This is a genomic window from Rhizobium sp. WW_1, assembly GCF_003610155.1.
Lineage (GTDB): Bacteria > Pseudomonadota > Alphaproteobacteria > Rhizobiales > Rhizobiaceae > Rhizobium > Rhizobium tropici_A.
Genome location: NZ_RAIN01000002.1, coordinates 62638 through 88280, shown reverse-complemented (window position 1 = coordinate 88280; position 25643 = coordinate 62638). Strand labels below are relative to the sequence as shown.

Below are 25643 nucleotides of genomic sequence, written 5' to 3'. Positions count from 1 at the left end.
GTTTTAGTGCGCGGCGCCTGCTTTCGTGTTGATGCTCGGCTCGACGGACATTCCGGGGCGCAGCTCACCGCTATCCATGGTCTGCGGGTCCAGAGCTATTCTCACCGGGATTCGTTGCACGACCTTGGTGAAGTTGCCGGTGGCATTGTCCGGCGGCAGCAGTGCGAATTCCTGGCCGCTCGCTGGCGCGAGGCTGTCGACGTGACCGTGGAAGACCTTGCCCGGGAACATGTCGACTTCGATATCGACAGGCTGGCCGGGATGAACATCCGTCAGCTGCGTCTCCTTGTAGTTGGCGACGACATAGGCCTGATCGGTCGGCACCAGCGACATCAGCTGCGTTCCGGCCTGAACATACTGACCGATGCGCAGGGTGCGATTGCCGATGGTGCCATCGACCGGGGCGACGATCGTCGCATAGGAGAGGTTCAATTCGGCCTGATGCTGGATTGCCAGGTTTTTCTGCAGAGCGGCATTTGCCTGTGCGACCTGGGCCTTCAGGAGCGCGACCTGCTTGATGGCGCCTTCCAGCGTCGCGGTGTCCCTGACGATGGTGGCCTGGGCCGAGGCGATTTGCGAGGCTGCCTGCTGTGCCGTCTGCACGGCCGCATAGCCGTTTGAGGCAAGGCTGGTATAGCGTTTGTTGTTCTGTTCGGCGAAAGTCTCATTCGCCTTGTCCACGTCCAGTGTCGCACGGGCCGCGGCGATCGTCGATTGCTGGATATCGAGCGAGGCCTGATCGGCCTCTATCGTTGCCTGCGCTGCGGCGACATCGGCTCTGGCCTGGTCGAGCGCTGCGCGGAAATCGCGATCGTCGATGCGCGCGAGTGGCTGGCCGGCCTTGACGACCTCGTTGTCCTTGACCAGGACCTCGGCCAGATAGCCGGAGATTTTCGGGGCGATTGCGCTGTTGTCCGCCTGCACGTAGGCATCGTCGGTCGATATCTCGAAGCGGCCGTTTTGCCAGTAGTCGTGCCCGTAATAGCCCGCCGCGGCGATGATGGCGATCAGGCCGGCGCCGTACATCAGTCGGCGGGGCGTCTTGCCACGACCCGTTGTCGTGTTGGCGCTTGCCTCGCCCTTCGGCGCTTCGGGACGGGGATCGGCGACTAATCCGTCCTTGGCCTTTGACTCGATGCTCTCCTGCGTTTTGCCGGAGGCCCCTTCGGGTGTCACGATATGCAGATTGTTAGCCATGTACTTGCTCCTGACAGACGGTCGCTGCCGGGCAGGGGTAGCGGCCAAGTTCATTTTGGAAACTTGATATTTTCCAAAATAAGCGCTATAAAGTGCAAGTCAACTAGATTTTGGAAAATATCTATGGTCCTAAATCAAAAAACCACGAAACGCCCAAGGGGGCGCCCTCAGGTCCGCTGCGATGACGACACCCGAGCGATCGTGCTTTCGTCCGCGCGCAAACATTTTCTGGAGGCGGGTTATGCTTCGTCCTGCATCAACGACATCGCTCAGGAAGCCGGCGTCTCGACGAAGACGGTCTACCGGCTGTTCGAAAGCAAGGGCGAGATCTTCAATGCGGTGATTACGGATCGCATTGGCCGTTTCAACGTCGAAGTCGATCAAGGGCTGCTCAAGCACCCGGATTTACACCATGGGCTCGAACAGATCCTGATTGCCTATGGTCGCCTGGCGCTGGACCCGGAAACGATCGCCATCAATCGCCTCGCCATTGCCGAGGCCGATCGTTTTCCGGAGATCGCGGCATCGTTCTATCAGCGGGCGATCGTCGCCACGACCGCAGTCTTTGAAGGCTGGCTGCGCAGCCAGCGCGACAAGGGAGCGATCAGAATCGAAAACATCTCCCTTGCCGCCGGCTTCCTCCGGGGCATGATGACCATGGAACCGCAGCGGGCCGTCATGCTGGGCCAGCGTCCGGCGCCCGACGACGAAGAGATCAGAACCCGCGCGACGGAGTGCGCGGCGATCTTCCTGCAGGGTTCTATTTCCGGCTCAGCCTGAGTCTGCCAGCGTCTGGCGGGATACGTCACATCGAGCCGGATGCCATCGTCCGGAAGGTAAAGCCGCCCGCGTCGTTGCGGACGGCTTCCGGACGTCAAGGTGCGATGGTGAAACCATAGGTCCCGTTGGTCTTGTGGCCGTCCGTCGAGAGTGCGTGCCATTCGACCGTGTATTTGCCGGGCGCAAGCTTGTCGGTCACGGGCACCATCAGCGTGGTGCCATCGTTCATCAGCATGCCCTCGCCGGTCTTGACCGCCGCTTTATCGGGCCCGGTCACCTTGATGCCGCTGAATTTCAGGTTAAGACCTTCCGAAAAGGTGAGATCGAGTTCCGATGGCGCGGTCTTGACGGCGCCGTCGACCGCCGGAACGGCGGACTTGAGATGGGCATGTGCCAAGGCCTCGCCGGCGAAAGCGATGCTGATGGCGGCAGCGGCGAGGAGCAACTTCTTGATCGGGGGCATTCTGATTTCCTCATCATGTTGATGACCCGCGGGTAACCTGCGGATCGGGTGACGGCGATCGGTCGATCGCCCCTATCCGCCGGCGGGTGGGCCGTACGGAATTCTCGTCTTCCGCTGGCGCCTGTGCGCCACGGAACTAGTTCTGCAGCAGCAGATTCCGGATCTTCTGCAGGGCGACATCGTTGTTTTCCTGATAGGCGATCGTGCCTCTAAGGTTGCCGCCGGCATCGACCAGCAGCACGGAGGCGGTATGATCCATGGTGTATCCGCCGTCCGGACTGGGTACCTTCTTGGCGTAGATCCGCCAGCCCTTGATGACTTTCTGCATCTCATCGAGATTGCCTGTGATGCCTGTAATCCGGTCGGTGAAATTGCCGGTGTAGCTGTGCATGACCTCAGGCGTGTCGCGTTCCGGATCGACGGAGAAGAAATAGGCCTTGAGCCCGTCGGCCTGCGGCCCAAGCGTCTTGAACCAGCCCGACATGTCGTAGAGCGTCGTCGGGCAGACGTCCGGGCAATGCGTGTAGCCGAAATAGACAAGCGAGGGATGTCCGGCGAGGGCTTTTTCCGTAATCTGTTGTCCACGGTCGTCCGTGAGCGTGAAGGCTGTACCGATGCTGCCAGCAGCCTGCGCTCGCGGCATCATCAGGAATGTTGCATAGCCGATGGCCCCAGCGGCGATGACTGCTATGGCGGCGATCGCCATTTTGGCAAAGCGAGATGTGTTTGACATGGAGTATCTCCTTCTTGGTCGCGGCCGGGCTAGTCGATCCGGGTCTTGGCGAGAGGCGCCGCACCGGTCTCGACGCTGCCGCCCGGTCCGGTCCCCATCGGCGTGCAGAGTGCGGCAACGAAAGGCTTGGTGGGCCGAACCGGCGTTTTGTTCCAAGGGTCGCTCTTGTTTGCCAGGCGGATAACGTTGTTGATCCCTTCCATGCCGCCGCCGCCATTTGCGTCGATGCGCATCATCTCGTTCACGCACATCTTCGACTGGTCGACGCACATGTTGAGAATGGCGTCGTAGAGCTGCGGATCGAGATGCGAAAAGTACCGAACCGGCTCCTTCTCGCTCGGCTGTTCGAGCTTCAGATATTCGGAGCGACCGAAGGAACTACCTTGGGCGCGCGCCTTCTGCACCCAGGCATCGAAGTCCGCCGGGGTAAGGCCGTGAAAGCGGAAGCGCATATTCGAGAAGCCGGCGCCGCTGTAATTGGCCGAAAAGCCCTGATATTCGCCGGGCCGGTTGATAACCGCATGCAGCTTCGTCTCCATGCCGGGCATGGCATAGATTTGCCCGGCAAGTGCCGGGACGAAGAACGAATTCATGACGGATGTCGCCGTAATCTTGAAATTGATCGGCGTGTCGACGGGCGCAGCCAGCTCATTGACGGTTGCTATCCCCAGATCCGGATAGAGAAACAGCCATTTCCAGTCGAGCGCGACGACTTCGACGGTCACCGGTTTGACGTTGGGCGGCAGCGGCTTGCCGGCCGCGATGCGGTCGAGCGGCCGATAGGGATCCAGTTGATGGGTGGCGATCCAGGTCACCGATCCCAATGCGATAATGATGGCAAGGGGAGCCGACCAGATGACCAGCTCGAGCTTCGTCGAATGATGCCACTCCGGATCGTAGGTCGCGCTTGTGTTCGACTGTCGGTACTTCCAGGCAAAGAAGAGCGTCAGCGCAATAACCGGCACGATGATCAGCAGCATCAGGACCGTGGAGATGAGGATGAGATTGCGTTGCTGCATGGCAATGTCGCCGGAGGGCGCAAGCACGACCATGTTGCAACCTGACAGAGGCAAAATCGCACTGAGAGCAACGACTGATTTCAAGCGCGCAGGCAAGCCGCGCAAGGAAGGACTGCGGTCGTGCTTGAAGGGACTATTTGTTATGGCCGGCATGGTCGCCTCCCGCATGGGCAGCCTCAGCCTGATCCATCATCACCGTGCCCTCGAAGCTCGAAAACAGAGCCAGGGTCTTGGCGTCGAGCTTGGCCTCAGCGGTGGCAAGATCGGTGGCGATGGCCTGTGCGTCATCGCGCGATAGGCCGATCTTCTCCAGGGCGTCGGCGTTCTTCAGGCTGTCGCCGCTGCAAAGATGCACGGCCCATCCGTCGAGGCCCTTCTTCAACAGCGCCCGGCCGCCGCGGCCATCCTGCACCCATCCGGCCACCGCCCAGTCGCCATGCGAGACCACCGGCTGAATGGCCAGCGGCTTTTCCGGCGTCTCGAACAATGCTTTCATCGTCGCGGGGATATCGCGTTGCGGATCTCCGGATACGTGTGCCTCACCCATGTCCATGCCCTTCATGCCCGAGATGTCGTCACCGGATTTTGCGTCTTCGTCTGGCTTGCTTGCCGCCAGGGATCCGACGGGGAAATCGATATCGACCGAACCGGCCTTTTCGAATGTCAGGGTCGTGCGGATGGTCTGGCCCTGAAGGAAGGGCTCGGCGACCTTCATGAACATCACATGGTAGCCGCCGGGTTTGAGCTCGACCGTTTTGCCCGCCGGGATGGGCAGGCCGTCGGGAAGCTCGCGCATGATCATGACGTCTTTGTCCATCTTCATCTCGTGAATCTGGACCGTTGCGGCGCGCGACGAGCTTGCAGCGACCAGCCGGTCGTCGGTGTCGCCCTTGTTGGTGATGGTCAGGTAGCCGCCGCCGACCGGAGCTCCGGGCACCATGGCGCGAACATAGGGCGCGGAGATGGTGAGATTGCCGATTTTGACGTCGTCGGCAAAAGCGAGGGAAGAAGAAAAGAGGGCCAGCCCGAAGGCGGCGAGAGCAAAAATACGTTTCAGCATGGTCGATATCCTTGATCCGGAAGAGGAGGGTGCGGCGAAGCCGTCGGCTCCGCCTGGTCTCGTCACGAAAAGAAACGTCGAAGTGGCGGCACGAAGCGAACCACGAACTGGTCGAGGAGCAGCATTGCGACGATCGCGGCTCCCGTGAGCGGAAAGGCGACACCGAAGATGATGGCGATGAGCCACAGGCCGACATAGACCGTTTTCTGCGGCGGCATCGGCGGCACACCAAGGCGGCCGGATGGCCGGCGCTTCCACCACATGGTCGCGGCCGTGACGCAGCAAAGGATGATGGCAAGACATGCCGCAAGCATCAGGAGTTGGTTGAAGAGGCCCCATTCCTGTCCCTGATGGACGTTGATGCCCCATTCGATCGCCTTGCCGAGCGCCGGATACTGGTCGTAGGAAATATCGACGAGTGGCTTGCCGGAATATTGGTCGATATGGACAGTTCGCTCCTCGCCGAGATCGCCGAAATAGTGACTTGCGGTATAGACGCCGGTTTCATCTGTCGGGATGGCAAGGTCTGAACCGGCCACCATGCCCAGACCGTGCATGATGTGGACGGCCCTGTTCAGGCCGATCGGCTTTGCCGATTGCGCCGCGGCGATATCGGAGAGCGGAACGGGCGCATTCTCGACCACCCAGCCGGCGCGGCCGACGACATCCTGCGTGACCTTCGTCGATTTCGGCACATCATCCCAGAGTGCGGCCGGCGTTCCGAAATTGTGGGCGGTCAACCAGGTATTGACATTGGCGCCCCAGTAGCCGGACCAGGGCATGCCGCTGAAGGCCAGGAAAAAGATGAGGACGCCTGCGAGGGCGCCGGTCACGGCATGCAGATCGCGCCAGAAGACGCGCCGTGATGGATTGCCGCGAACCGTGAGCACGCCTCCGGCCTGCTGGCGCGGCCACCAGAGATAGATACCGGTCACCACCAGGACGAGGGCGAAGCCTGCCGCGATCTCGATGAGACGGTTGGTCCATTCGCCGAAATATTCGAGGCTGTGGATACGCTTGACGACCCAGCCGAACTCCTGCTTCGAGCCGACCGAGCCCAGGATGCTGCCGTCATAGGGATTGACGTAGACGATGGTCGATTGGCCGTCCCTGGAGACCGTGACCCAGGCCGAGCGGTCTGGCGCCGATGCCTCATGATAGGAGGTTGCGCGGGCGCCGGGAAAGGCTGCGAGTGCGGCATCGACGATCTGCTGCGGCTGCCGCATCGTGCCAGTCTCGGCAACGAGATAGCGATGCGAATAGAAGGTGTCGGCAATCTGATCCTTGAAGAGATACAAAGACCCGGTGATTGCCAAATTGAGCATGAAGGGAATGACGAGAAGACCGGCGAAAAAATGCCAGCGCCAGATTGCACGATAGAGTGAGATATTATGGGTAGCTGCGACAGCAGGTTCAGCAGCGGTAAAGGCAGACATGAAAATCCTCCGAAGATCGGCGGGCTGCCGCAAGCGATCGATCCGGGGAGGGGCGGCGATTGTTCGCCGTTTGAAATGCGCCTGCTTCGCGTGAGCGGCCGCAGCGGCTCGTTCGGCGAAGTTTTGCGGAAAACACCAATCCTCGGATTTCACGACTTGAAGGTCGCGCATGACGGCAGCCGTTGACGGCGGGCGTCACGACAAAAGCCGCAACGCCGGTTCAGCCAACGATGTCGAGGATGGGTGGCGCCCTTGGGCCGGTGTTCGGTGGATAAAGCTGCCGATGGAAGGCTTCCGATCTTGCAACGACGGTCTCTCCGCGCTGAGAGGCGAGGCGTTCGCAAATCTCGGTCGGAGGTATGGGCAGAACCGCGGCGGAAGCGATCCGGCAGGCTTCGCACCCGGGCGCATAGGCTTTTCCATGCACCTTGCCGTCCGCGTCCTTGTAGGTGATGCAGAGAATGGGCAGGGACCCGTCCGGCAGCCTGTATTGCGCAAGTTCTATGGGAGATATCTCATCCGCCGTGGCGACGACCGGCTGATGGGCAAAGCCGACAAGCAACAGCGCCATGGCGCAGACGATGCGCGCACTCCACTGCCATGTACGCGAAATTGTCTTCCGCATTCTTGTCCCCACCACCCGCATCCCGCGGATAAGGTTGCAGTCATAGGACAGGCTCATTACAAGCGCAATGCGTCAATTCGTGCCGCCGCAAAGTTTGCGGACATCGATGACAGCGCAGCACCGACAGCGTCGAAACGCCCAGCGGAATGCCAAATTGACCGGCAGCTCTTGATCGCCAGGCGCGCGGCGCCAGATAGCGTTGACCATTCGGATCTATCGGCCGCGCCCGATATCGCCTGGCTCGCATGACAGAATCCGGAGACAGCCATATTGAGACGCATTGCTTCAGAAGTTCGATTGCGACGATGACCTCCGCCCACAATTCCCGTCCGAACACCATCGCCAGGCCGCCAATCAGCGAGAGGCTTGGTAAACCATTTTACGGAGATCGCATGGTATCCGGCATCGACTTCGACTATGCCGATACCGGTCATTCGTTACGGCTAGTCGCGAGGACTGGGAATAGCAATGGAAATTGAAACACATTTGGTCTCGCTCATTCGCGTCCTCGGCCAGGTGGCGATCATTGTCTATGCCTATTCCTGGGTGATCCGCATCGTCGAGCGCGGCGCTTTGAAATCGGCTGCCGTCGGGCTGTTGTTCGGGCTGGTCGGTATCCTGTCGATGGGCGATCCCATACAGTGGATGCCAGGCGTCATTCAGGATGGCCGCTCGATCCTGCTTGTCCTCATACCGATCTACGGCGGCCTGCTGGGAACGATCGTGGCCGCCGCGATGATGGCCCTGTTTCGCTTCATGGTCGGCGGGATGGGCGCCATGGGCGGTGTTGCCGGTATCGCGATCGTCGCGGCCGCCGGCTATGCGCTCAGCCTGTTGCCGCGGCAATGGACCGGCACGGGATGGAAACGATCGGCCCTGTTCGGCCTGGCGACCTGCACGTCGCTCGTGGTTCTCCTCTTTCTGCCGTGGGTGGTTGCGCGCGCGCTTCTCCTTTCGGCCGCGCTCCCGGTGACGATCGTCAATATTCTTGGCGTCATGCTGCTGTCGGATCTGCTGCAGCGGGAGCAATATCGCATCGGCATCCAGCGCGCGCTGGAGAATGAAGCCACCCTCGATCCGCTGACGAGGCTTCCCAACCGCCGGGTGCTGCAGCGCGAAGGCGATCGATGCAGCAAGGAAGCCGGTGTGCGGCGCATTCCCTTCTCGATCATCATGCTCGATATCGATCACTTCAAGAAAATCAACGACAATTGGGGCCATTCCTTCGGCGACACCGTTCTGGCGCGGGTGGCGGATGTCATCCGGCAAACCGTGCGCAAAACCGATATCGCGGCCCGCTATGGCGGCGAAGAGATCGTCGTCCTGTTGCCGAACACCGACATGAGGGCGGCCGCCGCCGTTGCGGAGAAAATTCGCAGCGATATCGAGACGACGATGCTGATGTTCGATCAGGACGCCGTCCATGTCACCGTCAGCATCGGCATTGCTTGCTCGCTCGAGCCGACCACGGATTTCAAGCATGTGCTCGAAGCCGCCGACAAGGCGCTTTACCGGGCGAAGGCGGGCGGAAGAAATCGTGTGGAGCAGGCCGAGGCGGCTTAGCATTGCTGGGGCCGTTGGCAATGAGCATGATGTGCCCCTTCCTCTTTACTATCCATGCGTTCTTGACGGGAAGGGTCCGTCCGGAATAACTGGACGCGACGGTTCCCCAAGGAAGACTCCGCGGGGATTAATAGGGAACACGGTGAGGGCGACCCAAGAGGGACCTAGACCGTGGCTGCCCCCGCAACTGTAAGCGGATTGCCGATCATCCCGGGGTGACCTTTTCCGGCTCGCTCCAGAGGCTTTGAGCCATGCCACTGCAGCCAAGCTTGCGGGAAGGCAGATGATCGTCAGATATCCGCGAGCCAGGAGACCTGCCGTCGATCACGATCCAATCAGCCGGGCGGGGATGCTCGGAAAGGACAGAGAATGATTGACCTGCGCCTTCGACATTATCCGAGCTTTTTCGGCCTTGATTGGGATCTTCGCAACCGGCGGCGACCTGCCTGAGCGCGATTGTGCTGACACCGCCCAGTTTCCTTGTCCTATCGAGATCTTTCATGCGCCATTTTTTGACGACCATTACATTTGCACTCGGGCTGACCGGGTTTGCCGCGTCCGGCTTCGCCGCGACCCAATATCCCCTCACGATCAATAATTGCGGCGAGAAGGTCACCTTCCAGAAAGCGCCGGCCAAGATCGTTTCGATCGGCCAGGGTATGACCGAAATCCTCTTTTCGCTCGGCCTTGCCGACAAGATTGCGGGAACGGCCGTGTGGGTCGGCCCGGTTCTGCCGCAATATGCCGAAGCCAATGCCAAGATCCCCCGGCTTGCCGACAACGATCCGAGCTTCGAATCCGTGGTCGGCAAGGAGCCGGATCTCGTGGCTGCCGAATTCGAATGGCATGTCGGCACACAGGGCTCCGTGGGCAAGCGCCAGCAGTTTTCCGAGCTCGGAATCAATACCTACGTCGCCCCAACGGATTGCGTCGCCAAGGTCAATACCGATGGCGGCGATGGCGTGCGCAAGGAGCTGTTCACGATGGGTCTGGTCTACCAGGAGATCGATGAACTCGCTCAGATCTTCGACGTTAAGGATCGCGGCGATGCCTTGATCGCGGACCTGAAGAAGCGCGAGGCGGATGCTGTTGCCTCGATTGCCGGAGCCAAGGCGAAGGATCTGCCGATCGTGTTCTGGTTCTCCAGCAAGGAAGTCAGCGGCGATGCCTATATCGCCGGCAAGAACAGCGCCCCGGCTTATATTCTGAAGACGATCGGCGCTCGCAATGTCGTCACGACCGAAGAGGAATGGCCGCTGGTAGGGTGGGAGACGATCGCACAGGCCAATCCAGCCGTGATCGTCATCGCCACCATGGATCGCCGCCGCTACGCGGCCGACGACCCGAAGGTCAAGGTCGACTTCCTTGAGAAAGATCCCGTCACCAGCCAGCTCGATGCCGTCAAGAACAAGCATTTCGTCATGATGGATGCGCAGTCGATGAACCCGACCATCCGGACGATCGACGGTATCGAAATCCTGGCCAAGGGCATCAAGTCCTTCGGTCTGGCACAGTAAAATATGAGCCTCGTTGCAGAACGTCGGCCATGGTGGGCGCTTTGGGCGCTCGCCATGGCTGCGGTCGTCCTCCTCGCTTTCATGATCAGTCTCGCCGTGTCGATCGGCGAGATCTCGATTCCGCTGTCGACCACTGCGAAGGCCGTGTCGAACCGCTTGTTCGGCACGGGCTTCGAACTCAGCCGGATCCATCAGGGGATCGTCTGGGATTATCGGTTGAGCCGCGCGCTTGTCGCGGCGAGCGCCGGTGCGTCGCTGGCGCTGTGCGGCGTGGTTTTGCAGGCCCTGCTGCGCAATCCGCTTGCCGAGCCCTATGTGCTCGGCATTTCCGCCGGCGCTTCCACCGGCGCGGTCTGCATCATGATCCTCGGGCTCGGTTACGGCATTCTGGGCCTCTCCGGCGGCGCTTTTCTCGGCGCGGTCGCGGCCTTCCTGTTTGTCGGTCTGCTTGCCGCCGGCGTCGGCGGCACGAGCGAGCGCATCATTCTCTGCGGCGTCGCCGGCTCGCAGCTTTTCAATGCGCTCACCTCCTATATCGTCACCACCTCGGCCAATGCCGAGCAGGCGAGGGGCGTCATGTTCTGGCTGCTCGGCTCCATGAGCGGCGTGCGCTGGCCGGACGTCTATCTTTCCGGACCTGTCGCCATCATCGGCTTTGCCGTTTGCATGGCGCATGTCCGGGTACTCGATGCCTTCATCTTCGGCACGGATGCGGCGGCCTCGCTCGGGATTGCGGTCCGGCGAGCGCAGATCGTCCTGCTTGGCGTGACGGCCTTGATGACCGCGGCGGTCGTCAGCATCGTCGGCTCGATTGGCTTCGTCGGGCTCGTCATTCCACATGCAGCGCGTTTTGTGGTTGGACCAAGCCATGATCGGCTGCTGCCGGCGGCGGCGCTGGCCGGCGCCATTTTCATGGTTGCTGCCGATATCATCTCGCGCATCATCATTCCCCAGCAGATCCTGCCGATCGGCGTCGTCACCGCCCTCTTCGGAGCTCCGGCCTTCGCCCTTATTCTCTATCGCGCCCGGAGGACGGCATGAGCATCGCGGTTGACACGGTGACGTTTGCGGCCGGCGATAGTCTGATCGTCAACGGCGTCAGCCTGACGGTCGAAAAGGGCAAAGTCCTCGGCCTTCTCGGGCCGAACGGTTCTGGAAAATCCAGTCTGCTGCGGCTGATATGCCGGCTGCGCAAGGTCAAGAGCGGCGTCATCCGGCTTGGCGGCAGCGATATCGCCTCGATTTCGCGCGGCGATATTGCCCGCCGCATCGCGCTCGTTGAACAGCAGGCGACAACCGATACGCAAGTGACCGTGATGGACGTGGTGCGCCTCGGTCGCACGCCGCATCGCGGCCCCCTGTCGGCCTGGAGCGCTCAAGACGATGCGGCGGTTTCGGATGCGCTTGTTCGCGTCGGCATGCAGAGCCGCGCTGGGCAATTATGGCAAACCCTCTCCGGTGGAGAGCGGCAGCGGGTCCATATTGCAAGGGCGCTTGCCCAGACACCGAGCGAGCTTCTGCTCGACGAGCCGACGAACCATCTCGATATCCAGCATCAGCTCGACATTCTTGGCCTGGTCTCCAGGCTTGACGTTACATCGATCGTCGCGCTGCACGATCTCAATCTTGCGGCGATGTTTTGTGACAGTCTCGCCGTGCTGCAGAAGGGCGAGGTGGTCGCGGCCGGCCCGCCGGAAGACGTGCTGACGCAGGAATTGATCGAACGGGTTTTCGGCGTGCGTGCGCATGTGCAGAAATCTTCGGTCCACGGCCGCTGCAACATTCAATACATGGCAGGTTGATTGCATGGACGGCGCCAATTTCGATCTCAAGGAGGAGATCAGGGACTATTGGTCGAAGCGCTCTGAAACCTTCGATCTTGCCTTCGGGCATAAAATCGCGCCTGGCCCCGAGGCCGATGCCTGGCAGGAGCCGATCCGCGCGGCGCTCGGTCCCCAGCCGAAGCGCGTGCTGGAACTTGCTTGCGGCACAGGAGAAGTCACCCGCCTGATCCATGATCTCGGTCATGACGTGACGGCACTCGATTTTTCCGAGGCAATGCTTGCCGTCGCGCGCCGGAAGCATGCGGGCAAGCCGCGTTTGCGCTTTCTGCTGGCGGATGCCGAACAGACCATGGAACCGGACGAAGCCTATGATGCGATCGTCTGCCGGCATCTGGTCTGGACGCTGACACGACCGGAGGAAGCCCTGAAGGAATGGCGTCGCTTGCTGAAGCCCGGTGGGCGCCTCGTGATCTTCGATGGCGATTGGGCTGCGCCGAAGCCAGGCGGCAGGGTTGCAACGCTGCTGATACGCTTGATCGACCGCCTGATCGGCGCCGACAAGAACTATGATGGCGCGCTCAGCAGCCGCCATGCCCGTATCATGGAAGCATTGCCTTTCGGCGGCGGGCTACGCTCGGATACGCTGATCCCGCTTCTTGCAGATGCCGGCTTTGCGGATATTCAATTGCAGTCGCACGCGCCCATCGCCAGGGCGCAGCGGAAGAACGCAAATTTGAGAAACAGGCTGCGAACCTTCGTCTATCGCCGGTTCATAGTTGTCTGCCGACGCCCGGCACTCTAGTCAAACTCCCCAGGGGTTGCCAATCCACCGGTCAACGGCTGCGTCACCGGTCTCTTATGTGCTGCGTGGTTGTCAACGCAGCGGTATCCAGAGCGGCGACTTCCAGGCCCGCAAGGCGTCCAGAAAAGCCTGCAGTTTCGACGGCAAGAAGCGGCGGGTCTGGTAGACGGCATGGACGAAGATCTCAGGCGAAGACCATTCCGGCAGGAGACGGACAAGCTCGCCGCGCTCGATGCGCTCGTCGCAATAGTTCGATGGCAGAAGGCCGATGCCGTGGCCCTGATAGGTGAAAGCACTGACGGATTGGAAGTCACGGCTCGAAATCGGCCCGGAAACAGCGATTTTCGCCGACTTGCTGGCGCTGACGAGATGCCATTCCGCCTCGTTGTTGCGGCCGTTGAGCAGAATACAGTCATGCTCGCTCAGATCTTCCGGCCTTGCGGGCGCTGAACGGCCTTGCAGGTAGTCCGGCGTTGCAACGAGATAACGGACGCTCTTGCCGATGCGCTGGGCGATAATCGACGAATCCTGCAGTTCTCCGAAGCGGATGGCGACATCGACATTCTCGGCAATCAGGTCGAGGAACGTATTGGTGATGAAGAGATCGACCTGAATGCGTGGGTAGCTTCTCAGGAATGCCGATACGAAGTCGTAGAAGGGCTGTTGTCCGAGGACTACCGGCGCTGAAATCCTGAGCAGCCCCTCCGGCGCCCTTTGTGAGTGAGTAAGAATGTGTTCGGCGTCATGGAGACGGTCGAGCGGCTCGCTGCATTGGTTGAAATAGGCGCGCCCCTGCGCCGTCAGGTTCAATTTTCGGGTCGTGCGCTGCAGCAGCGTAACGCCCAATTGCTCCTCCAGGGCCGTGACCCTGCGGCTGACCGTCGAGACCGGCATTCCCAAGGCATGGGCCGCCCGGCTGAAGCTCTCGAACTGCGCCACCTTCACAAAAATCGCGATATCATTCAGATCTGTCATCTTGCAACTTTTGCATAGATGGAAAATTGATTCCATATATTTCCATCTAATCGCATAAAGCCCGAATGGGCATATTCCTTTCACGAGAGCAAGCCAACCGCCTCATCCCCTCTCGATCACGCCAGTCTTTCAGACGGGCGCGCGGCGATGGGGCTGCTTCGTGCAAAGGAGAATGACAATGCAGACGGGAAGAACTGTTATCATAACGGGTGCCTCTCAAGGCATCGGCGCGACAATTGCCAATAGCTTCCTCGATCGCGGCTACAACGTGGTTGCGACCTCGCGGCGCGTGACGCAGACCAGCGAGATCAAGTCGTCCGAAAAGCTGGTTCGTGTCGATGGCGACATCGCTGACCCCGCAACGGCGCAAAGGGTTGTCGACGCCGCGCTCGCCGGTTTCGGCAGGATCGATGCGCTTGTCAACAATGCCGGCATCTTCGTTGCCAAGCCGTTCCTCGACTATACGCTTGAGGATTACCGCCGGCTCGCCTCCACGAATCTGGAGGGCTTCATCCATCTGACGCAGCTTGCCGTGCGCCAGATGCTGAAGCAGAAGTCCGGGGGCAGCATCGTCAGCATCACGACGCCGTTGGTCAACCATCCGATTGCCGGCCTCAATGCCTCCGTCGCCATGGCCACCAAGGGCGGCATCGAGGCGATGTCGAAAAACATTGCCCTTGAATATGCAAAGGATGGCATCCGTGTGAACACCGTCGCCCCCGGTGTGGTCGATACGCCGCTGCACAAGGACAATCCCAGGGACTTCCTGAATACCCTGTCGCCAATGCCCGGCATTTCCGCGCCGCAGGAAATCGCCGACGCCGTCCTGTTCCTGACCGAAGCTCCGCGCATAACCGGGGAGGTGCTCAACGTCGACGGCGGCGCGCATTTCGGAAAATGGTGAGCGCTGCTACAGCGCCTGCCGCTGGCGCAGAACAGCGGCTAAGGGATCTTGGTTACGTGCTTCCGCCGCCTCCGACACCATTTGGAGCTTACGTGGAAGGGGTACGGATCGGAAAGCTCCTGTTCCTGAGCGGCATGCTGCCGGTTATCGACCGCAAGCCGCAATATGTCGGCCGCCTTGGCGCGGAACTATCCGTCGATGATGGATACAAGGCTGCCGAGCTTGCAACTCTCAGCGCATTGTCGGCGATCAAGGAGCATCTCGGCTCGCTCGACAAGGTAACCGCGGTTGCCAAGCTCGGTGTCTATATCGCGACACAAGGTGATTTCCGCGATCACCCGAAGGTCGCCGACGGAGCCTCCGAACTGCTCTTCAAGGTCTTTGGCGCTGAACTGTTGTCGGGCCGCGTGGTGCTTGGAGTCGCCAGCCTCCCGCTCGGTCTGCCGGTTGAAATCGAGCTTGTACTTGAGGTCGCAGATTGAGATGTCTCGCCCCGGTCGAACAAGGTTCGGATCGGGGCGGATCATCGGATGACATGTCTAGTTCAAACGGTGGCGGAACATCCAGGCGGCAACCGGCATCGTTGCCGCAGCAATCGCGACGAGCGCCAGCATATCGGGAAGCAGGGTATCGATCCCCGCGCCTTCGAGATAGACGCCGCGAGTGATGTTGATTGCGTATTTCAGCGGATTGATCATCGTCGCATACTGCAAGATCTCCGGCATGTTGTCGGTCGGCGACATCAAGCCGGAGAGCAGCATGAACGGCATGAGGAAGACGAAGCAGAGGATCATCGCCTGCTGCATGTTGGCGGCGATGGATGACAGGAACAATCCGAAGCCGATGGCTGCGGCCAGGAAGAGGCTGAGCCCGAGGTAGAGCGTCAGGAATGAGCCCGCAAAGGGGATGCGGAACCAGAACAGGGCGACCAGCAGGATGGTCGATGCCTGGGTGATGCCGACGATCATCGAGGGGACGGCCTTGCCGATCATGATCTCGGTCGGCGTGAACGGCGCCACAAGCAGCTGATCGAAGGTTCCTTCCTCGCGTTCGCGGGCGACCGACATGGCGGTCAGCATCATCGTCATCAGCATGGTGATCGTCCCGATGAGCGAAGGGACCATGCTCCACCGCGTTTCCAGCTGCGGATTATACCAGGCGCGGGTCGTGACATCTACGCCATTGCCGGGGTAGCCCTTCTGGGCAAGCCAGCCGGCGGTGAAGTCTGCGATGATGGTGTTGGCATAGCCTTGCGCGATACCGCTCGTGTTGGAATTACGGCCGTCGCCAATAACCTGCACCGTGCCGGAGGCACCCGATTCCAATTGCCTTTCAAAGTCGTGCTCGATGACGATGATCAGCACGGCCTCCTTGTTATTGAGCAGCTTTACGGCCTGGCCGGTTTGCGCCAGTGTCGCCACCCTTTCGAATATGCCCGATCCCTCGAGCTTCGCGACGAGGTTCCTCGATGTGGTCGTCCTGTCCTGGTCGACAAGCGCATAGGGAACGGTGTTGAGGTCGTAGGTCGCGGCGTAGCCGAAGATCAGGCATTGCAGGATGGGTGGGACGACGAGGCTTGCCCGGCTTCTCGGGTCCTTCAGGATGACGAGGAGTTCCTTGCGGATCAGCGTCAGGATGCGCAGAAGCGATGCGATCAGCATGGTCATGCGATCCTCTTGCGGGTCATGCGCACTGCAAGCGCCAGAAGCGCGATCGCCATGCCGGCCAGGACGGCGGCATTGGGCAGGATGACGCTCCAGATATTGCCGGCGAGAAACAGGGTCTGCAGCAGGGTGACGAAATATCGGCCGGGGAAGATGTAGGTGATGACCTGCACCGCCAGGGGCATGCTCCTGGGGTCGAACATGAAGCCGGAGAGCATCATGGCCGGCAGGAAGGTGACGAGAACGGTCACTTGGCTGGCGATGAACTGGCTTTTGGTGATCGAGGATATGGCAAGGCCAAGACCGAGCGCGACCAGAAGATAGAGCATGGAAACGACCGTGAGGATCAAAAGCGATCCCCGAAGCGGCACGCCGAAGAGCAACCGGCTGCCGACGACGCAGAGCGCCAACCCGGCAAGCCCGAGAAGAAAATAGGGAACCGTCTTGCCGAGCAGGATCTCTGTCGAGCGCACCGGCGTCACTAAGAGCGCCTCGAAGGTGCCGCGCTCCCATTCGCGCGCCATTACGAGGGCGGTCAGAAGCGCGCCGATCAACGTCATGACGAGGACGACGAGACCGGGAACGAGGAAATAGCTGCTGTCATTGGCTTCGTTGAACCAGAGACGCGATTCGATTGTGACGCTGCTGCCGGCAGGTGCCGCTCCGCGGGATGCTTCCTTGGCGGCCCAGACGCCGACCGCCGCTTCGGCGTAGCTAAGCGAGATGCGGGCCGTATTGGCATCACTGCCATTGACGACCACCTGTACCTCGCCATTCCCCAGCGCGACCTTGCGCGCGAAATCCGAGGGAATGCGCAGGATCGCCCTGGCCTTGGATGACAGGAGCATCCTTTCTGCCTCGGCCATCGTCTTGACCGGCTTCGGCGAGAAGTAACTGGAGAGCTCAAAGGCCGAGGCCAACCCCCGCGCTTCGGCGGAATTCTCTTCCATGACAATCGCAACGGGAACGTTCTTGACGTCGAGATTGATGCCGTATCCGAACAGGATCAGCAGCGCGACCGGCATGACGATGCCGATCGCGATACTGCTCGGGTCGCGCAGGAGCTGCCAGGTTTCCTTGCGGATGAGCGCGCGGATGCGGCGCAAGCTTGCGCGAAATCCCTGGCCTGGCCTGTCGACGGAACCATTCATGCCGCCGCCTCCATCTTCTTGTGGCGCTCTTTCTCGACGATGGCGATGAAGGCCTCCTCCATTGTCGCTGCCGCCTCTCCATGCGTGCCGGCATGGGCGCGGATCTCGACCGGCGTGCCCTCGGCCAGGTTCCTGCCGGCATCGAGGATGATGATCCGGTCGCAATATTCGGCTTCTTCCATGAAATGCGTCGTGACGATGATAGTCACGCCCTGCTCCGACAGAGCCGTGATCCGCCCCCAGAACTGCCGTCGCGCCAGCGGATCGGCGCCGCTCGTTGCTTCATCGAGGAAGAGGATATCCGGTTCGTGCAGCAGAGCGGCCGCGAGCGCCAGACGCTGCTTGAAGCCGCCGGGCAACTGGCCGCTTGGCAGTCTTGAGAACTGGTCGAGCTCGAACTGGCTCTTCAACGCGGCGATCCTGTCCTTCCGGTGTCTGCCGCGCAGACCGTAGGCGCTTGCGAAGAATTCCAGGTTTTCGTCCACGCTCAGCTGGCCATAAAGCGAAAATTTCTGTGCGACGTAACCCAGCCGCTCTCGCGCCTTGGCACCTGCCGTCAGCAAGTCGGCGCCTGCGACCATCAACGTGCCGCCGCTTGCGGGAAGCAGGCCGCACAGCATCCGGAAAGTCGTGCTTTTTCCGGCCCCGTTCGGGCCGAGCAGGCCGTAGACCTCACCCTTGCGGACGCTGAAGCTGACATGGTCGACGGCGGTGAAATCCCCGAATTTGCGCAGGAGGTCGTGAACCTGGACGACCGTTTCATCGCCATTGTGATGATCCGATGGCTGGCCGGCATGCATCTGGCGCTCGGCATCATCGACGACGGCGGCAAACAGCATCATGAAGGCATCTTCGAACCGCGGCGCGACGCTTTCGATATCGAGCCTCGCCTCGTCCAGTTCCAGCGGCTTGCCGTTCTGATCGGGCTTTCGCACGATCCGCACGCGCCCGGCTTCCGGCACCGCATCGACGATACCGGGCTGTGCGAAGAGGCGGGCCTGCAGGGATCGCGCAGGCATGCCATCGGGAGTGCTGACCATGAAGCAGCAACCGTTTGCCTTCGCCGTGATTTCGGCCGGCGGACCCTGATCGAGGATCTTTCCGGCATGCATGAGCACGGCGTGTTCGCAACGCTCGGCCTCATCGAGATAGGAGGTTGCGACGATCACGGAGAGCCCGTCCTCCTTGACGAGCTTGAAGACGATTTCCCAGAGCTCGCGCCGCGACAGCGGGTCGACGCCGACGGTAGGCTCGTCGAGGAGCAGCAGCTCCGGCGCCCGCACCAGCGTACAGGCAAGGCCGAGCTTCTGTTTCATACCACCAGACAATTTGCCTGCCGGACGTTCCTTGAAGCGGCCAAGCTGCGTCATCTCGAAGAGGCGTGGATAGGTTTCGTCGCGCTGGGGTTGCGTGACGCCATGCAGATCGGCGTAGAGGTCAAGGTTTTCCTGAACGCTCAGATCTTCGTAGAGGCCGAATTTTTGCGGCATATAGCCTATCCGGTCCTGAACATGCTGCGGTTCCTTGGCGATGTCGACGCCGATCACCTGCAAGTTGCCGCCATCCGGCACAATGAGGCCGCATGCCAGCCGCAGCAATGTTGTCTTGCCCGCGCCATCTGGGCCGACGAGCGCCGTTAGTGCTCCCCTGCGGACGTCGAGCGATACATCGGCGAGCGCCTCCACCGTTTCGCCGGTATCCCGCCGAAACGTCTTGCGTAAATTCTTTGCTATGACGGAAAGATCGCCGTCGCTCATGGCATCCCCGTTCTATTGCTGCTGCCTGGTTGCGACGTTCGTTTGGTCGCCCGAAATCGGTCTGACGGTTGCAGGCATGCCAAGTCGAAGCGCGTTGTCGGGGTCATCGACGAAAACGCGGACTTCGTAGACGAGGCTGGTGCGCAATTCCTCCGTCTGCACCGACTTCGGCGTGAACTCTGCGACCGAAGAGATGAAGCCGATCCACCCGGGGATCGTACGCCCAGGCAGCGAATCCACCGTGACATTCGCCTTCATGCCGGGGCGGAGCATCCCAAGCTGGGTTTCCGAGACATAGGCCCGCACCCATTTCGGGCTGATCGTCGCAAGCGAAAAGGCTGCGCGCGTTGGGGACGCCATTTCGCCGGGCTCGATCAGCCTCGATTGCACGATCGCATCGGCGGGCGCCTTCAGTTCGGCATCGGCAAGCTGCTGGTGGAGTAGCGCGACATTGGCTTCCGCCGCATGCAGTTGGGCTTCCGCCTCTTGAATATCCTCGATGCGGGAGCCGACGACGAGCAGATCGAGCGCCTTCTGGTTCGCGACGACCTTGGCGTCAGCGACCGCCGCCGCCGAACGGGCTTCATCCAGCGCCTGCTGGCTCACGGCGGCTTTGGGAGCAAGTGCATTCTGGCGCTCGAATTGCGCGCGGGCATTGACGGCTTCCGCCCTGGCCGATTCCAGATTGGCGCGCGATTGGGCTATCTCCTCTGGGCGGCTGCCGTTCCTGAGGCGGGCGAGATTGGCGCGCTGGCTGGCCGCCTGCGCCTCTGCTTGAGCGACCTGAGGCACGAGCCGGCTGGTGTCCAGCCTGGCGAGGATCTGCCCTTTCTTGACTTGCGCGCCTTCTTCGACAAGGACTTCGGCGACACGTTCGCTGCCGTTGAAGGCGAGAGCGAGCTGCCTGAAGTCGATATTTCCGTAGAGAACGAGCTCGTTGTTGCCGCTATCCCTATGGAAGTACCACCAGGCGCCGCCGGCGAGGGCGATCAAGAGGACCAATATGACGATGACGCGCTGCATGCTGAATCTGAACTCCAAGGGGATGCCGGCTTTGACGAAACGGACTGTGACCCGGATCGATCCGCAGTGATTATAGCACTTGTAAAATTCAAATTTCAAATTAATATTTGAATTAATGGAAGGCAGACGCAATGGCGAGAGGCAATAGACGAACGGTCCGATCTCGGGATCGGCAGGATGGCGCGACGACGCGGACGAGCCTGCTCGAGGCAGGCGGCGCTGTTTTCGCGGAATTCGGCTTCGACCGCGCCACCGCAAAGGAAATTGCCCTGCGCGCGCAAACCAATGCCGCGGCGGTCAACTATCACTTCGGCGGCATCGAAGCTTTGTATGAAGACGTCCTTGCCGAGGCGCATCGTCGCCTGATGAGCTATGAAGTGCTCGCCGGCACCGCCACGGCGGATATCGATCCGAAGGAGAAGCTGCGCCGGTTCATCGGTCTGCTGGTCAAGGTGGTGCGGACCGGGAATGAGAATTCATGGCCGGCCAAGGTCATCGTCCGTGAATTGATTGCGCCGACGCCGCACATCGGCAAGCTCCGACGCGAAGAGATCGAGCCGAAGAAAGCTCTGCTGTTTGGAATCCTTGCCCAGATTATCGGTGTCGAGCCGGACCATCCGCTCGTTGCTCAGGGGGCATTTTCGACGATTGCGCCGTGCTTCATGCTTCTGGTCGCCGACAAACGCGTGTCCGAAATCATTCCGGCGCTCGGCCGGGAAACAACGACGGATGAAGAACTGACGGATCGATTGTTTCGCTTTACGCTCGGCGGTCTCGCGCAGCTTGCGCTGTCGGTACTGCCGCCAAGATCAGCCGATCAGCCCAACTGAACCTTGGCAGACCACACAGTAAAAGCTTGCACTAGCCTTCGAAGCCGAACCGCTCGACATCGAAATCGTCACCATCGTAAGCTCCGGCCTGTGCCTCCGCCATGTCGTCGTGCATCGGGATTGGCGCGCTGACGAGGCTCGGAAGCGTCATGTTGACGGCCATGCCCGGCGGCTGCAGAGCCCAGGCGACGATCGCTCCGGTCGACATGGCGCCGACGCCGCCGGAGACTTCCTGGGCGGTGGAGCTCGGTAGCTGCGCCATTGGCTGCATCCTTGCCATGGTGCTATCGGCCGTATTCCTCGCATTATCAGATACGACGAGCTTTCCGGCGTCGTTGCGTCCGACCACCAGGCTTGCAAGCACAGCAGGAGGGACGGGTCTTTCAGGGGCAGCCGTCGGTATGACGGCAACGCTGGTGGTTGGTCGCCATGCGGGCAGCGGGACGGCATAAGCAGCCAGGTCGGCGAAGGGTTGGGTCTTGCGTTCCTCTGCCACGCGTTTGCCGAGTTGGGCCTCCAGCCCATCTACGGCCCGGCTTCTGGGTGTCGGCAGCATACTGGTCAAAAGGCTGCGATCGGGTTCGACGCTGCGAGACGCGATAGATGATCCGGCATCGTCATCGTCGTCATCAACGGCTGTGATCTTGCTCGCCATCTGGGAAGGGCGCTTTTTGGATTGCGCGATTGCCACCTGATAGCCCGGCAGCGGTCTGCCATCCGCCGGGACATGCAGCGTCTGTCCGTTCGGGAAAAGCCGTGCGAGTTCCTGGCGCGACATTCTCGGCCAGGCGCGCACCCTGCCGACATCGAGATGCACGAAGGGCGAGCCGGAGTTGGGATAAAAGCCGACGCCGCCGATCTGCATCTGCATGGCGATCGCGCGCAGGCTCGCAAGTTTCACGCCGGGGATGTAGAAATCCATCGCCTTGCCGAGCGTATGCTGGCTGTGTTTTGCAACGCCAGAACCGCGCGAGCGATTGCGCAGCATGCTGTTGGTGGAAGGGGAGCGGTAGGCCGAGACGACGTGAATAGATTCCCTGGCGCCGCTGCGGCGATAGACCTCCCAGACGAGATCGAGCAGTTCCGGATCAATCCTGGTTGGTTCGTTCTTTCGCCAGTCGCGCAAAAAGCGGTTGATCTGGGCAAGACCTCTCGGGTCATATCGGCCGCCGCGCTTGAAGACGATGGTCGCTCTTTCCCCCGTATGGGTGAAGAAGAGCTTGAGCGCCCGATCCTCGGCGGCCGCCGAGCCGGCAAAGGCTCCGAGCATCAGCATCGCGATTAGCGCCACCCGGCAAGCGACGAATGAGAAAGTCGTGGCGAAAACTGTCGCCGGAATGGAAAAGATCACGTGGTGCACGGATACGACTTTCGCCCTTGCTAAGAGACACAGAAATCAGAGGCGCCGCGTCCGCGGCATCGCTATACCGTCCAATTATGGTCAACAAATCCCTAACGGACCGTTTATGGCTGGAAATGGCGAAATTTTGTCCGCCGAAGCGCATTCATTACATGATGAAACCGGCACGTCATTTTGCCGGGCTAGCTTCGGCCTTTTGTGGTATCTTCGTAAAAATTCAATCTAAAAATGTATAGATCGATATTTCGGATAATGACAAAAACCAGCCTTGCAAACGTTTTCGCGTGGGTTGCAAACTGGCTGCCAAGACAGCATCATCCCGCGCCATGAGTGGACAGAATCGATTTGCTCCCCCGTCCAGCGGGCAGCAAACAATCAAACGTAGCGACCTGTTGCGGCAGCTTCGGCGGGCCGGGCTGCGCCGTTTGACGACCATTGTCGCGCCGGCCGGCTACGGCAAGACCTCGCTGGCCGTTCAATGGTACGAATTGCTGAAGGAGGACGGCGTCAAGCTCTGCTGGGTGTCGCTCGATGCCGAACATACCAATCAGGAAGCTTTCCTCCTTGCGCTGATCGATGCGTTGCAGACGTGGCTGAAAGAAGATGGCGCCGATGCCGGCAGCCTGTCTGCGACAGCCCTGCTTTCGGTGCTGGCGACACGCCTGCGCAAGATCGAAGGGCCGCTCGTCGTCTTTCTCGACGATTACCATTTCGCCCAGACGGACGCGACCGAGGCGCTGATGGCGAAGATCCTCGCCGATCTCTCGCTCGAACATGTCAGGCTGGTGCTCATCAGTCGCAGCCCGCCGCGCTTTCCGCTTTCGGCACTGCGGCTGCGCGGCGAGTTCAAGCAGTTCGGCGTCGCCGAACTTGGCTTCACCGATGCCGAAGCGGGGGAGCTTTTCGCCGGCAAGGGCGCGCATCTGACCGAGGCGCAGGTCGGTTCTTTCAACCGCCGGACCGAGGGTTGGGCGGTGGCGCTGCAGATGGTGAGCCTGCTGGTCTCGGAATCGGAGGAAAGCGATAGCATTCTGGCCTCCTTCGACGGCGGCGGCGCGGACATGGGTTCCTATCTGTCGGAGCAGGTGTTTGAACATCTGCCCGAAGATATACGCCAGTTTCTCATCGAGACGGCCGCTCTGCCGGCTTTCAATCATTCGCTGCTCGAAGCGGTTCTGGGCGGCAGAGAACATGCCGATCTTAGCGAGAGGCTGGCCGAATACGCGCTTCCGGTCACCTTGCTCGCCGGCCCGGGTAACTGGATGCGGTTTCACCCGGTCTTCAACGAATTCCTGAAGAAGACCGCCAGTCGCAGGGGCGTCGATGCCAATCTCGCACTCAATCGCGCGGCGCACTGGTTCGAGGCACAGGGCGATGTCGATCGCGCGGTTCATCATGCGCTCTTGGCGGGCGATGCCAATCTTGCCGCACGCATCGTCGAAACTGCCGGCGGCTGGCGGCGCATCTACGCCACGACCCGCGGTGGCGCGACGCTCTTCCAGGCCTTGAGCGCGCGGGCGTCGGAAATCGATCTGGTTCGCTTTCCGCTTGTGACCCTCGGGCTTTCGATTTTCAACGCCAAGGCGGCGCAGCTTGCTGCCGCCAATCACTATCTCGTCATTGCCGAGCGGGCTGCTGCGGGTGACGCGATCCTGGCAAAGGATCTGCGTGTCGTACGCATCCTGCTGGCGCTTTATACGGATCATTGGGCCAGCTCTGCCGATCTTTCCGCGCTTGAGGACGATTTGCGGCAGCCTGATGGGATGGAGCTCATTCACCGGGCGCTGGCGCTCAACATGCTTTCCTACAATTTCCTGATCCGGAGCGAGCTCGACCGGGCATTGCACTATGGTCATCAGGCCACGCGCGCCTTTCGTGACGGTGGTGCCGATTTTGGCGCGATGCACCTCTATACCCATGTCGGTCAGGCGTTTTTTCTTTCGGGCGATTGCGCCAGCGCGCTTTCCTCCTACGAAGAGCTGATCAGCGAAGCCCAGGCCAATATCGGCTCTGGCAGCGATTTCGACGCTGTCGGCCAGGTTCTAAAGGCTGAAGTCCTGTCGATGCGCGGCGAGGTCGATGTCGCCGCCGAAATCCTCAAATGGGCGCTGCCGCATCTCGAACTTCATGACACCTGGTTCGATCTTCTGGCCGCGGGCTTCATGGCCGAACAGCGCGTCTTGCGCATGCGCGAGGATTTGCTCGCCGCCCATGCGGCCATGGATCGCATTCGCGCCGTGGCGCGCCGTCGCGGCTTCGATCGGCTGACGCGGTTGATCGATGGCGAGCGCGCCATGCTGCTCATGGGGTCGGGTGATCTCGATCAGGCAATCCGACATGCGGAGGCCAGCGGTTTCGGCATGCAGGCCATCGTCTCGGACCGCGCCAATACGCTCGCTATCCACTTGAGGGGGGCGACGCCGGCGATCTTCTGGACGCGCGCCTACCTGGCCCTTGGCGAGAAGGCCAAGGCACGCGAAGTCTTCGATCAGTTCAGGACGCGACAGGCGCAGCGGCCGCATGTCCCGCGCACGATCGAGCTTACGCTCATCGAAATGGCGATCCTCCTGGCGGAAGGTCGTGCGGATCTTGCCGCCGCGCGCCTTTCCGATCTCGTGTTGACGATGCCGCTTGGCGATTACCGCGCGCTGCTTCATCTCGACTATTCCACGGGTCTCGACGAACTTCGCACACTCGCCAATCATCAAAGCGTCGCCAATCTCACGCGAAAGCGTCTCCAATCTCTGCTGGTGACTGGAGAGCCGGCGCAGGAGCAGGCCGCCGAGGACGGTGCATATGTCTTTACCGGCCGGGAACGCATGGTACTGGAGCTGCTAAGCTCAGGGCTTTCCAACAAGGAAATCGGCCGGAGGCTGGCGCTGTCCGACAATACGATCAAGTTTCATCTGCGCAATATCTTTGGAAAGCTCAACGTCTCGACGCGGACCGCGGCCGTGACGGCAGCGCGCCAAAAGGGCATGCTCAATCGATAACCTACCC

Annotated in this window: 23 protein-coding genes and 1 riboswitch; of the genes, 10 read left to right on the top strand and 13 right to left on the bottom strand. The window is 60.9% G+C overall.

Going from position 1 to position 25643, the window contains the following annotated elements:
• Positions 1-3: 3 nt before the first annotated feature.
• A complete protein-coding gene (locus BJ928_RS07870) occupies positions 4-1197 on the bottom strand; it encodes an HlyD family secretion protein (protein ID WP_082011985.1) in 1194 nt (397 codons plus the stop codon).
• Between the two features lie 123 nt (positions 1198-1320).
• Between BJ928_RS07870 and BJ928_RS07865 the strand changes: the two genes are divergently transcribed.
• Entirely contained in the window at positions 1321-1977 is a 657-nt protein-coding gene (locus BJ928_RS07865; RefSeq protein ID WP_047635655.1) for a TetR/AcrR family transcriptional regulator, read from the top strand.
• Between the two features lie 94 nt (positions 1978-2071).
• Here the strand turns inward: BJ928_RS07865 and copC are convergent, their stop codons facing one another.
• The 6 genes from copC to BJ928_RS07835 all read right to left on the bottom strand — a co-directional run bounded on the left by copC (position 2072) and on the right by BJ928_RS07835 (position 7313).
• Positions 2072-2440 carry a copper homeostasis periplasmic binding protein CopC gene (gene copC / locus BJ928_RS07860; RefSeq protein WP_047635653.1) on the bottom strand — a complete coding sequence of 123 codons (369 nt, stop codon included), beginning with the start codon at positions 2438-2440 and terminating at the stop codon, positions 2072-2074.
• 136 nt (positions 2441-2576) lie between these two features.
• Positions 2577-3173: an SCO family protein gene (locus BJ928_RS07855; RefSeq protein WP_052227922.1), complete on the bottom strand. Its 597-nt coding sequence runs from the start codon at positions 3171-3173 to the stop codon at positions 2577-2579.
• A 29-nt stretch (positions 3174-3202) separates the two neighbouring features.
• Positions 3203-4249 (bottom strand): ubiquinol oxidase subunit II, encoded by a 1047-nt coding sequence (gene cyoA, locus BJ928_RS07850; RefSeq protein WP_281024122.1) that lies wholly within the window; start codon positions 4247-4249, stop codon positions 3203-3205.
• A 76-nt stretch (positions 4250-4325) separates the two neighbouring features.
• Complete coding sequence (locus BJ928_RS07845) at positions 4326-5252, bottom strand: copper uptake system-associated protein (protein WP_082011983.1); 927 nt, start codon at positions 5250-5252, stop codon at positions 4326-4328.
• Between the two features lie 62 nt (positions 5253-5314).
• Positions 5315-6688: a PepSY domain-containing protein gene (locus BJ928_RS07840; protein ID WP_047635650.1), complete on the bottom strand. Its 1374-nt coding sequence runs from the start codon at positions 6686-6688 to the stop codon at positions 5315-5317.
• 220 nt (positions 6689-6908) lie between these two features.
• Complete coding sequence (locus tag BJ928_RS07835) at positions 6909-7313, bottom strand: hypothetical protein (RefSeq protein WP_047635648.1); 405 nt, start codon at positions 7311-7313, stop codon at positions 6909-6911.
• Between the two features lie 468 nt (positions 7314-7781).
• On the opposite strand from BJ928_RS07835, the gene BJ928_RS07825 reads away from it, so the two are divergent.
• The 5 genes from BJ928_RS07825 to BJ928_RS07805 all read left to right on the top strand — a co-directional run bounded on the left by BJ928_RS07825 (position 7782) and on the right by BJ928_RS07805 (position 12979).
• Complete coding sequence (locus tag BJ928_RS07825; RefSeq protein ID WP_047635645.1) at positions 7782-8876, top strand: diguanylate cyclase; 1095 nt, start codon at positions 7782-7784, stop codon at positions 8874-8876.
• A gap of 82 nt (positions 8877-8958) precedes the next feature.
• Positions 8959-9213, top strand: a riboswitch (cobalamin riboswitch).
• A gap of 163 nt (positions 9214-9376) precedes the next feature.
• Positions 9377-10393 carry an ABC transporter substrate-binding protein gene (locus BJ928_RS07820; RefSeq protein WP_047635641.1) on the top strand — a complete coding sequence of 339 codons (1017 nt, stop codon included), beginning with the start codon at positions 9377-9379 and terminating at the stop codon, positions 10391-10393.
• Between the two features lie 3 nt (positions 10394-10396).
• A complete protein-coding gene (locus BJ928_RS07815) occupies positions 10397-11434 on the top strand; it encodes an iron chelate uptake ABC transporter family permease subunit (protein ID WP_047635640.1) in 1038 nt (345 codons plus the stop codon).
• The gene (locus tag BJ928_RS07810; RefSeq protein WP_047635638.1) at positions 11431-12195 is read left to right on the top strand and encodes an ABC transporter ATP-binding protein; all 765 of its coding nucleotides are present in this window, start codon (positions 11431-11433) and stop codon (positions 12193-12195) included. The genes BJ928_RS07815 and BJ928_RS07810 overlap by 4 nt, the downstream gene beginning before the upstream one ends.
• 4 nt (positions 12196-12199) lie before the next feature.
• Positions 12200-12979, top strand: coding sequence for a class I SAM-dependent methyltransferase (locus BJ928_RS07805; protein ID WP_047635636.1), 780 nt, complete (start codon positions 12200-12202; stop codon positions 12977-12979).
• Positions 12980-13051: 72 nt separating this feature from the next.
• Here the strand turns inward: BJ928_RS07805 and BJ928_RS07800 are convergent, their stop codons facing one another.
• Entirely contained in the window at positions 13052-13954 is a 903-nt protein-coding gene (locus BJ928_RS07800) for a LysR family transcriptional regulator (RefSeq protein WP_047635634.1), read from the bottom strand.
• Between the two features lie 178 nt (positions 13955-14132).
• Between BJ928_RS07800 and BJ928_RS07795 the strand changes: the two genes are divergently transcribed.
• Complete coding sequence (locus BJ928_RS07795; protein ID WP_047635632.1) at positions 14133-14858, top strand: SDR family oxidoreductase; 726 nt, start codon at positions 14133-14135, stop codon at positions 14856-14858.
• A complete protein-coding gene (locus tag BJ928_RS07790) occupies positions 14852-15340 on the top strand; it encodes a RidA family protein (RefSeq protein WP_047635631.1) in 489 nt (162 codons plus the stop codon). The genes BJ928_RS07795 and BJ928_RS07790 overlap by 7 nt, the downstream gene beginning before the upstream one ends.
• Positions 15341-15397: 57 nt before the next feature.
• On the opposite strand, the gene BJ928_RS07785 is transcribed toward BJ928_RS07790, so the two are convergent.
• Genes BJ928_RS07785 through BJ928_RS07770 form a run of 4 tightly spaced genes read right to left on the bottom strand, consistent with a single transcriptional unit; the run spans position 15398 to position 20453 of the window.
• The gene (locus tag BJ928_RS07785) at positions 15398-16525 is read right to left on the bottom strand and encodes an ABC transporter permease (protein WP_245432253.1); all 1128 of its coding nucleotides are present in this window, start codon (positions 16523-16525) and stop codon (positions 15398-15400) included.
• On the bottom strand, positions 16522-17673 hold the full coding sequence (locus BJ928_RS07780; RefSeq protein ID WP_052227920.1) for an ABC transporter permease: 1152 nt from the start codon (positions 17671-17673) through the stop codon (positions 16522-16524). Before BJ928_RS07780 ends, BJ928_RS07785 begins: the two co-directional genes overlap by 4 nt.
• The gene (locus BJ928_RS07775) at positions 17670-19430 is read right to left on the bottom strand and encodes an ATP-binding cassette domain-containing protein (RefSeq protein ID WP_047635630.1); all 1761 of its coding nucleotides are present in this window, start codon (positions 19428-19430) and stop codon (positions 17670-17672) included. Before BJ928_RS07775 ends, BJ928_RS07780 begins: the two co-directional genes overlap by 4 nt.
• 12 nt (positions 19431-19442) lie before the next feature.
• Positions 19443-20453 (bottom strand): efflux RND transporter periplasmic adaptor subunit, encoded by a 1011-nt coding sequence (locus BJ928_RS07770; protein ID WP_047635715.1) that lies wholly within the window; start codon positions 20451-20453, stop codon positions 19443-19445.
• A 131-nt stretch (positions 20454-20584) separates the two neighbouring features.
• On the opposite strand from BJ928_RS07770, the gene BJ928_RS07765 reads away from it, so the two are divergent.
• On the top strand, positions 20585-21283 hold the full coding sequence (locus BJ928_RS07765) for a CerR family C-terminal domain-containing protein (protein WP_052227919.1): 699 nt from the start codon (positions 20585-20587) through the stop codon (positions 21281-21283).
• Between the two features lie 31 nt (positions 21284-21314).
• Here the strand turns inward: BJ928_RS07765 and BJ928_RS07760 are convergent, their stop codons facing one another.
• On the bottom strand, positions 21315-22643 hold the full coding sequence (locus tag BJ928_RS07760) for a DUF882 domain-containing protein (protein WP_183079382.1): 1329 nt from the start codon (positions 22641-22643) through the stop codon (positions 21315-21317).
• A gap of 425 nt (positions 22644-23068) precedes the next feature.
• On the opposite strand from BJ928_RS07760, the gene BJ928_RS07755 reads away from it, so the two are divergent.
• Positions 23069-25636: a LuxR C-terminal-related transcriptional regulator gene (locus tag BJ928_RS07755; protein WP_245432252.1), complete on the top strand. Its 2568-nt coding sequence runs from the start codon at positions 23069-23071 to the stop codon at positions 25634-25636.
• The last annotated feature ends 7 nt before the right edge of the window (positions 25637-25643 follow it).

Coding starts and splice junctions, on each gene's coding strand:
- copC (WP_047635653.1), bottom strand. CDS start 2,440: ATGCCCCCGATCAAGAAGTTGCTCCTCGCCGCTGCCGCCATCAGCATC.
- BJ928_RS07870 (WP_082011985.1), bottom strand. CDS start 1,197: ATGGCTAACAATCTGCATATCGTGACACCCGAAGGGGCCTCCGGCAAA.
- BJ928_RS07825 (WP_047635645.1), top strand. CDS start 7,782: ATGGAAATTGAAACACATTTGGTCTCGCTCATTCGCGTCCTCGGCCAG.
- BJ928_RS07785 (WP_245432253.1), bottom strand. CDS start 16,525: ATGACCATGCTGATCGCATCGCTTCTGCGCATCCTGACGCTGATCCGC.
- BJ928_RS07790 (WP_047635631.1), top strand. CDS start 14,852: ATGGTGAGCGCTGCTACAGCGCCTGCCGCTGGCGCAGAACAGCGGCTA.
- BJ928_RS07775 (WP_047635630.1), bottom strand. CDS start 19,430: ATGAGCGACGGCGATCTTTCCGTCATAGCAAAGAATTTACGCAAGACG.
- BJ928_RS07835 (WP_047635648.1), bottom strand. CDS start 7,313: ATGCGGAAGACAATTTCGCGTACATGGCAGTGGAGTGCGCGCATCGTC.
- BJ928_RS07770 (WP_047635715.1), bottom strand. CDS start 20,453: ATGCAGCGCGTCATCGTCATATTGGTCCTCTTGATCGCCCTCGCCGGC.
- BJ928_RS07800 (WP_047635634.1), bottom strand. CDS start 13,954: ATGACAGATCTGAATGATATCGCGATTTTTGTGAAGGTGGCGCAGTTC.
- BJ928_RS07815 (WP_047635640.1), top strand. CDS start 10,397: ATGAGCCTCGTTGCAGAACGTCGGCCATGGTGGGCGCTTTGGGCGCTC.
- BJ928_RS07840 (WP_047635650.1), bottom strand. CDS start 6,688: ATGTCTGCCTTTACCGCTGCTGAACCTGCTGTCGCAGCTACCCATAAT.
- BJ928_RS07855 (WP_052227922.1), bottom strand. CDS start 3,173: ATGTCAAACACATCTCGCTTTGCCAAAATGGCGATCGCCGCCATAGCA.
- BJ928_RS07820 (WP_047635641.1), top strand. CDS start 9,377: ATGCGCCATTTTTTGACGACCATTACATTTGCACTCGGGCTGACCGGG.
- BJ928_RS07845 (WP_082011983.1), bottom strand. CDS start 5,252: ATGCTGAAACGTATTTTTGCTCTCGCCGCCTTCGGGCTGGCCCTCTTT.
- BJ928_RS07765 (WP_052227919.1), top strand. CDS start 20,585: ATGGCGAGAGGCAATAGACGAACGGTCCGATCTCGGGATCGGCAGGAT.
- BJ928_RS07805 (WP_047635636.1), top strand. CDS start 12,200: ATGGACGGCGCCAATTTCGATCTCAAGGAGGAGATCAGGGACTATTGG.
- BJ928_RS07780 (WP_052227920.1), bottom strand. CDS start 17,673: ATGAATGGTTCCGTCGACAGGCCAGGCCAGGGATTTCGCGCAAGCTTG.
- BJ928_RS07810 (WP_047635638.1), top strand. CDS start 11,431: ATGAGCATCGCGGTTGACACGGTGACGTTTGCGGCCGGCGATAGTCTG.
- BJ928_RS07795 (WP_047635632.1), top strand. CDS start 14,133: ATGCAGACGGGAAGAACTGTTATCATAACGGGTGCCTCTCAAGGCATC.
- BJ928_RS07865 (WP_047635655.1), top strand. CDS start 1,321: ATGGTCCTAAATCAAAAAACCACGAAACGCCCAAGGGGGCGCCCTCAG.